We start from the raw sequence: 7,687 nt of genomic DNA, 5'->3' as shown, positions 1-7,687 counted from the left end.
GTCGGAGCCGGCGCTGTCGCTGGAAATCGCAAAAATCTACAAGAATTCGCATCCGCCATCGATCGATCGCATGCAATATTTTCGCGACCTGATCGCGCTGCAGTCCGAACTGATCAAATTGCAGTCCTGGGTGGCCTACCACAAGAAGAAGCTGGTGGTGATCTTCGAGGGCCGCGACTCGGCCGGCAAGGGCGGCGTCATCAAGCGCATCACCCAGCGGCTCAATCCGCGCATCTGCCGCGTCGTCGCGCTGCCGGCGCCGACCGAGCGCGAGAAGTCGCAGTGGTATTTCCAGCGCTACGTTCCGCATCTGCCGGCCGGCGGCGAGATCGTGTTGTTCGACCGCTCCTGGTACAATCGCTCCGGCGTCGAGCGGGTGATGGGCTTCGCCCAGCCGGATCAGGTCGAGGAATTCTTCCGCGATGTGCCGGATTTCGAACGCATGCTCGTCCGTTCCGGGGTGACGCTGGTCAAATACTGGTTCTCCATCACTGACGAGGAGCAGCAGATGCGCTTCCTGATGCGCATCCACGATCCGATGAAGCAATGGAAGCTGTCGCCGATGGACCTTCAGTCGCGCGTGCGCTGGGAACAGTACACCAAGGCCAAGGAAGAGACTTTCGCCCGCACCAACATCCCGGAAGCCCCCTGGTTCATCGTCGAAGGCAACGACAAGAAGCGGGCACGGCTGAACTGCATCGACCATCTTCTCAAGCAGATGCCCTATGAGGATGTCCCGCATGAGGAGATCACGCTGCCGGAGCGTGTCTTCAATCCCGAATACGAACGCCAGGTGCTGCCGCGCGAGCTCTACGTGCCGGAGAAGTATTGACGGCCAGAGCTGCCAATCTCCCCCTTGTGGGGCGAGATTGCACCTCATCACGGCTTTCGCAAACCCTTCGACGCTGCATTGTAACTGTTTACGCCCGCTCGATAATCACATGCGTCGCCAGCGCCGTCGCTACCTGCTCGCTGCATCGGTAGCCAAGCCTGGGTATGTCGATGCCGGCAAAAAGGTTCTCTCCCGAGCCGAGCATTATCGGCGATATCGCCAGATGCATCTCGTCGATGAGCTTTTCCCTGAGATATTGCCGGATCGTGGCGACGCCACCGCCGACCCGTACGTCCTTGCCGCCAGCCGCCACTTTCGCTTGTTCAAGCGCCGAATGAATGCCGTCGGTGACGAAATAGAAAGTCGTTCCGCCATCCATGACGATGGGATCGCGCTTGTGGTGGGTCAGTACGAAGACCGGCACATGATAGGGCGGGTTGTCGCCCCACCAGCCTTTCCAGCTATCGTCAGGCCATTCGCCGCGGATCGGCCCAAACATGTTGCGGCCCAGGATCCAGGCGCCGACATTCTCGAAGCTGCGCGCCGCGAACGCCTCGTCCGTGTCCGTCGTTCCGCCATCTGCGCCGAGCACCATCTTGCGGAAGGTGCGGGTGCCGATCATCCATTTGTGCAGGTCTCCCCCGCCGACACCGAGCGGATTGGTGACGTCCTGGTCAGGCCCGGCGCCGAAGCCGTCGAGCGACAGGGTGAAAGCATTGACACGCAGCTTGGACATAAGAGCCTCCTAAACCAGTTGTAAATTGCAATCAGTTTCGTTATGGCAAGCTGATTGCGAATTGCAAGCGGTATTTTTCGAGCGCCATTGGGCAGTGGGCGACCGTACCAACGATCGCAATCGTTGGTCCTTCGGTCAGACGCCACGTCAGGGGTGAAATTTGCAAGGATCCTGTTCTCAACCGGCGCACGGAGAGGAGCGCGTCATTTGCCGCGTTCCTGAACAGATGCTTCGAGAATACGTTCAACGGCAACACGTAGCGGCGGCAAGTTGTCCGTCACGACGGCCCAGACGATGGCATCGGAAGTCTTGTGATATTCGTGACGCAAAACATTGCCTATTCCGCGAACCTGTTTCCAGGGAATTTCCGGTGCAAGAGCGGTCAATTCGTCCGGGATGTGCCGGGTGGCTTCGGAGATGATCTCGATGCCACGTTCGATGCCATGGCGAAGCAGCCAGTCGCCACGGAAATCTTCCAGAGTCTTTCCTGCGGCGGCAGCACTGATGCCATCCAACGCCGCTATGATCTCAACGAGGATCGGCTCGAGCCGACGCCCTGCCATTAGAATATGCGCACGGCTGATCGTTCGATATCGGCCTTCAACATCGGATTGAGGCTATCGCGTGTGGTGATGTCGATTTCCGTCGACATCTTCTCTTCCAGAAATTGTTTGATGCCAACCAGATCGATCAGGGAAAAGCGTCGGGATGGGTCGTAGTCGATGAAGAGATCGAGATCGCTGTCCGGATTTGCATCGCCTCGCGCCAGCGAACCGAATAGGTAAAGTGAAGTAGCGCCCATGCCCCTTATGGCATTTGCGTTTCTCTGCAACTGTTTGATGACCTCGGTTCTGCTCATCGCTTCATTCTAGCGGATTTCATGAAAATTCCAAACGGCACTACCCCCTCAGCATCGCCGCCACTTCCGGCGCGAAATAGGTGAGGATGCCGTCGCAACCGGCGCGCTTGAAGGCGAGCAGCGATTCCAGCATCGCCTTTTCGCCATCGATCCAGCCATTGGCGCCGGCGGCCTTGATCATCGAATATTCGCCCGACACCTGATAGGCGAAGGTCGGTACCCGGAACTCGTCCTTCAGCCGCCGGATGATGTCGAGATAGGGCAGGCCGGGCTTGACCATCAGCATGTCGGCGCCCTCGGCTAGGTCCTGCTCGGCCTCGCGCACCGCCTCGTCGGAATTGGCGTGGTCGATGTAGTAGGTCTTCTTGTCGCCCTTGAGCAGGCCGGCGGTGCCGACCGCCTCGCGGTATGGGCCGTAGAAGGCGGAGGCGAACTTCGTCGCGTAGGACATGATCGCCACGTCGGCAAACCCATTGGCATCGAGTGCGTCGCGAATAGCGCCGATGCGGCCGTCCATCATGTCGGAAGGCGCGATGATGTCGGCGCCCGCCGCCGCCTGGATGACGGCTGCTGCCGTCACCTGTTCCACCGTCTCGTCATTGACGATGATGCCGTCGCGCAAAATCCCGTCATGGCCATGCGAGGTGAACGGATCGAGCGCCGCATCGGTGATGATGCCGATCTCCGGCACCGCATCCTTGATGGCGCGGGTGGCGCGGTTGATGATGTTTTCCGGGTCGAGGATGTGCGAGCCGGTCTGGTCGCGCAGGCGAAGTTCGACATTGGGGAAGGTGGCGATCGCTGGAATGCCGAGCCTTGCGGCGCGTTCGGCTTCCTTCACGGCGAGGTCGAGCGACAGGCGGAAGACGCCGGGCATGGCTGCGATCGGCTCGCGCACTTGTCTGCCGTCGACGACGAAGATCGGCCAGATCAGATCGTCGACCGTGAGTCGGTTCTCCTGGACGAGGCGGCGCGACCAGTCGGCCTTGCGCATGCGTCGCAGACGGCGGCTGCCGGTGATTTCGTCGACGCTGCGCGCGCCGGCTGCCTTTGCGGGGGTGAATTTGTTCATCGCTTAACTCCGGATCGGCCAGCTTTTACCACGAGGCCGTGCCGCTGACCAATGCGACACGTTTGTGCCAGGCTCAGCGCAGTGCATATCGATGCAGGCCGACATCACCCTGAATGTCGGCAAAAGCTAGTCCGGCGGGCCGTTGCCCGATAGTACCTGCGCCGCACCCCGCATGCCGACACGGAATGCCTCATCGAAGCTGACGCCGCGCACTTGCCAGCTATAGGTCTTGCCGCTGGTCTCCAGCCGCCAGTCGGCGATCCAGCCAAGTTCCTTGTCGCTCCAGACAATGCTGCCGGCCAGCGCCTGGTCGGCGCCGGCCTGTCTGGCGGCCTTGTCCAGCGTCGCCATATCGGCGTCGCGCAGTGTCGTAGCGTCCAACCCGGATCCGGAGAGCAGCGACGTCTGGGGAAATGCAATCCGTATGGCCAGCGGATCGGCGGCGTTCACGAAGGATTCGCGCATCAGCGCGCCGGGCCTATCATCGGCGGCCAGCGCGAAGTGCCTTGCGCCTTGCTCCGTCGCAAGAAAGATCGCGAGGTGCGGCCGCTCGGCAAGCCACGGCTTGCTGCCGAGCGACGCCAGCACCGGGTCGATCGCCTCCGGCCTGTAGAGGCAGGTGAGATCGTGTGGCCGGTCGTGGGTACCTTGCTCGTCATGGATCGGAATGCCCTCCATCCGGTCGCGGTAGCGGAATTCGGCTACGAAACTGCCGGCCCTGTCGCGTAGCGCAGCCATCTCGGGTTTTTTCGGCAGGCGCTGATCACCGGAGACCCTGACCAGAACCGAATCCAGGCAGGCCTTGAAGCCGACCTGGCGATTTTCCTCGCCTTGGCCGGTAACGATGGTCTGCGCGCGATAGAGGTCGTCACCGGCCAACGCAGAACGGGCCGTCGAAGCAACGGCTGTCAGACCGATCACCATGAGCACGAAGCGCGAAAATCCAGGCATGGTTCAACGTTCGGTTTGAAAAAGCGGCTAACCCCTAGCATCAGGTGCCGGCGGTGGCCAAGGCAGCAGGATTGCGGCCGTTGCCATTGACGCACCCATGCGCCAGCTTTAGCACTTCAGTCCCGCAGGCGCGGGGAGGGATTCTCTGGCGATGGATTTTGACGGAGGCGACGAAATTCGCTTCGAACATGTGGGTCGGGCTGGCGTCGTCACGCTGACGCGGCCGCAGGCGCTCAATGCCGTCACGCATCGCATGGTCAAGGCACTCGACAGGGCCCTGCGCGCTTGGGAGCGGGATGACGAGGTCGATGTTGTCGTCGTCAAGGCAGAGGGCAGGGCGTTTTCCGCGGGCGGCGACATCCTCCATATCTACGAAGCCGGCCGCGAGGGAAAGCCGCCGGTCGAATTCTTCGCCGACGAATACCGGCTCAACGCCCGTATCGCACGGTTCAGGAAACCGTATCTCGCGCTGATCGACGGCATCGTCATGGGTGGCGGCGTCGGCATCTCGTTCCACGGCTCGCAGCGGGTCATGACCGAGAACGCCCAGTTCGCCATGCCTGAAGTCGGCATCGGCTTTTTCCCGGATGTCGGCGCCAGCCACCTCCTGCCGGGCCTCGGCGGCAGCTTCGGCATGTATCTGGCGCTCACGGGAAACCGCATCCGCCACGGCGACGCACTCTGGTCGGGCCTGGCGACGCACACGATCAAGGCGCAGGATCAGGCCGGCTTTCTCGACCGTCTGGCCGCGACCGGCGACCCGGAATCGGTGCTGCGCGGCTTTTTTGTTCCGGCAAAGCGCGAGACGGACAGGTCGGTGCTGGAGGTGATCGCCCGCCATTTCGCGCAGCCGTCGCTGGCCGATATTGTCGGCAGCCTGGAACGAGCGGCCGCAGCCGACGATTTCGCGGCAAAGACGCTGGCGACGCTCCGCACCCGCTCGCCGACCAGTCTGCATGTCGCCTGGCGCCAGATCAGCGCCGGGCTGACGCTGTCCATGGACGAATGCATGAAGATGGAGTTCCGCATCCTCAACCGCATGCTGTCGGGCCATGATTTCTACGAGGGCATTCGCGCCGCCATCATCGACAAGGGCTCGACGCCGCTCTGGCGGCCGGCAAGCCTCGATGCGGTCAGCGCGGCCGATATCGACGCCTATTTCGCCCCGCTCGGCGAACGGGAGCTCGAGCTGTGAGCGAAGTCACCTCGAGACGCGTCGTGCTCCAACCGACCACGGTGGAGGTCATCTTCGCCTGGTTCCAGCGCGTCATCGCCGGCTATTGCCTCCTGTTCGGTATATTGTACTGGATCCGGCTGATCGGCTTCTACCAGGGCCCGCTGTGGCGCTTCGACCTGATGCCGGTGCACTGGCAGGTGGCGGCGGTGATGCTCGCCGTGTTCTTCCCGTTCGCCGCCGCGGGCCTCTGGATGCTGGCCTCCTGGGGGCCGGTGATATGGTTCATCTGCGCGGTGACCGAGACAATTATGTATGCCGGCTTTCCCGAGCTCTTCGGCCACCGGCTACTGATCGTCGCCTCGCATGCGGCGGTGGCGCTGCTCTACATCGTCTTTCGCGTGGTGATCTGGCTGCAGAAGCGCCAGGCCCGGCGCTAGAGTATTTTGCAGCCAAGCGGACTCACTTGGCGTCGCACAAATGCGGTTAGACATGCAGATAGAGCGGGATGCCCCGTCCGCTCTGATTTCGGCCCGGAATCGGTGGTGAAATCTTTAGGTTAATTATCCTTGCTCGGGTGACCGTTCGTTAAGCCTCTTTCGAAACCTCTTACCGGTAAGCTCTTGTTAGCCTTGGCGTTTAAGTCGAATTTTATGAGTATTCGATAGTGTCGCGATCAAGGTGAAAAACAAAAAATCACCAGGGCGACAAACGAGAGGCAAAGACAATGATCAATTCGCGTCCGGCGGCGAAGACCGCCAACGTATCCGACGATCGCCGCGAGGCAATCCGTTCGCTTTACATGGAATCGCTGCAGCTGGTGGAGCGTCTGCACCGCCGTCTGCTTGACGTCATCAAGGACGAATTCGACCGCAACGGCCGTTCCGACATCAATGCCATCCAGGCGCTGCTCCTGTTCAACATCGGTAACTCCGAACTGACCGCCGGCGAACTCCGCTCGCGCGGCTACTATCTCGGCTCGAACGTCTCCTACAATCTGAAGAAGCTGGTCGATCTCGGCTTCATCAACCACCAGCGCTCGCGCATCGATCGCCGTTCGGTCCGCGTCTCGCTGACGCCGAAGGGCAACGAGGTGGCGGAAGTCGTCGCCGGTCTCTATGAGCGCCATGTCGGTTCGATCGAACAGGTCGGCGGCATCAACACCGACGAGTTCAAGCAGATGAACCGCGCCCTGCAGCGGCTGGATCGCTTCTGGAACGACACGATCGCCTACCGGATGTAATTCATCCGCCGCATCGAGCTACGGAGGCCGCGCCACGGAAGCGCGGCCCAGGGAGCAGCCAATCAAGGACCGGTACCGAAAAGCACCGGTCCTGGCATTTCGTAATGGCCAGCCGATCCAAATCGCTGATAAGGCCACGTTGCCGCCATATTCCCGGTGAAAGCGAGAATGCGGGTGAGGCGAGAGCCATGAATTCACCTCGACCTCGCGTCGCACCTTTGCCTGTTTCACATCGAAGTGATGGGGGCGCTGGTTGGCTAATTGTTAACAATGCCAATTTTAGTGTGCGGGCGAGATCGCCCAATGACCAACGCAGCAGTGACAAGATTGCTACAGGAATGTCTGGAACGTCCATGAGAACCAGCCGCCGTTTCTTCCTTTCCGGAGCCTCAGCGCTTGCAGCCACGGTTGTTGCCGGCAGCGCCAGCGCGCAGGACGTGATCGGGGATATCCTGAAATCCGCGGGTCGCGGCAACTGGGACGACCAGTTCGACGCCCGCCCCACCCAGGGTGGCAAGGTGGCCTCGACGCTGCCGATCTTCAGCCTGCAGACCGTTGCGTTTACCGAGCAGGCGGTGGCGCAGTACCAGAACATCGTCGCCCAGGGCGGCTGGGAGCCGGTTCCCGATACCAAGAAATTGCAGCTCGGCGTTGATGATCCGGACGTGGTGCCGCTGCGCAAGCGCCTGATGGTTTCGGGCGACCTGGCGCAGAGCGCCGGCATTTCGACGGCCTTCGATTCCTATGTCGACGCGGCGGTCAAGCGCTTCCAGGCGCGCCATGGCCTGCCGTCCGATGGAACGTTGGGTCAGTACACTTA

At 61.4% G+C, this 7,687-nt stretch carries 10 protein-coding genes; 5 read left to right on the top strand and 5 right to left on the bottom strand.

The features are described from left to right. On the top strand, window positions 1-832 hold an 832-nt coding region (ppk2, locus tag CN311_RS13120), incomplete at its 5' end, for a polyphosphate kinase 2 (RefSeq protein ID WP_097574141.1). Window positions 833-920: 88 nt separating this feature from the next. On the opposite strand, the gene CN311_RS13115 is transcribed toward ppk2, so the two are convergent. The 5 genes from CN311_RS13115 to CN311_RS13095 form a co-directional block, all read right to left on the bottom strand. Next, complete coding sequence (locus CN311_RS13115; RefSeq protein WP_097574140.1) at window positions 921-1,568, bottom strand: dihydrofolate reductase family protein; 648 nt, start codon at window positions 1,566-1,568, stop codon at window positions 921-923. A 203-nt stretch (window positions 1,569-1,771) separates the two neighbouring features. Further along, complete coding sequence (locus CN311_RS13110) at window positions 1,772-2,131, bottom strand: HepT-like ribonuclease domain-containing protein (RefSeq protein ID WP_097574139.1); 360 nt, start codon at window positions 2,129-2,131, stop codon at window positions 1,772-1,774. Then, window positions 2,131-2,427: a nucleotidyltransferase family protein gene (locus CN311_RS13105; protein WP_097574138.1), complete on the bottom strand. Its 297-nt coding sequence runs from the start codon at window positions 2,425-2,427 to the stop codon at window positions 2,131-2,133. The genes CN311_RS13110 and CN311_RS13105 overlap by 1 nt, the downstream gene beginning before the upstream one ends. A 40-nt stretch (window positions 2,428-2,467) precedes the next feature. Next, a complete protein-coding gene (gene hemB, locus CN311_RS13100) occupies window positions 2,468-3,499 on the bottom strand; it encodes a porphobilinogen synthase (RefSeq protein ID WP_097574137.1) in 1,032 nt (343 codons plus the stop codon). Window positions 3,500-3,625: 126 nt separating this feature from the next. Next, window positions 3,626-4,450, bottom strand: coding sequence for a DUF2066 domain-containing protein (locus tag CN311_RS13095; protein WP_097574136.1), 825 nt, complete (start codon window positions 4,448-4,450; stop codon window positions 3,626-3,628). Between the two features lie 151 nt (window positions 4,451-4,601). Between CN311_RS13095 and CN311_RS13090 the strand changes: the two genes are divergently transcribed. The 4 genes from CN311_RS13090 to CN311_RS13075 form a co-directional block, all read left to right on the top strand. Further along, window positions 4,602-5,645, top strand: a complete 1,044-nt coding sequence (locus CN311_RS13090) for an enoyl-CoA hydratase/isomerase family protein (protein ID WP_097574135.1) — start codon at window positions 4,602-4,604, stop codon at window positions 5,643-5,645. After that, window positions 5,642-6,064, top strand: coding sequence for a DUF6163 family protein (locus CN311_RS13085; RefSeq protein WP_097574134.1), 423 nt, complete (start codon window positions 5,642-5,644; stop codon window positions 6,062-6,064). The genes CN311_RS13090 and CN311_RS13085 overlap by 4 nt, the downstream gene beginning before the upstream one ends. Window positions 6,065-6,351: 287 nt before the next feature. Further along, on the top strand, window positions 6,352-6,867 hold the full coding sequence (ldtR, locus tag CN311_RS13080) for a transcriptional regulator LdtR (protein WP_008875359.1): 516 nt from the start codon (window positions 6,352-6,354) through the stop codon (window positions 6,865-6,867). Between the two features lie 353 nt (window positions 6,868-7,220). Next, on the top strand, window positions 7,221-7,687 hold a 467-nt coding region (locus tag CN311_RS13075; RefSeq protein ID WP_208866485.1), incomplete at its 3' end, for a peptidoglycan-binding protein.

It is taken from the genome of Mesorhizobium sanjuanii (assembly GCF_002529485.1).
GTDB classification, from domain to species: domain Bacteria; phylum Pseudomonadota; class Alphaproteobacteria; order Rhizobiales; family Rhizobiaceae; genus Mesorhizobium; species Mesorhizobium sanjuanii.
This window is presented reverse-complemented; position numbering and strand designations above follow the sequence as displayed.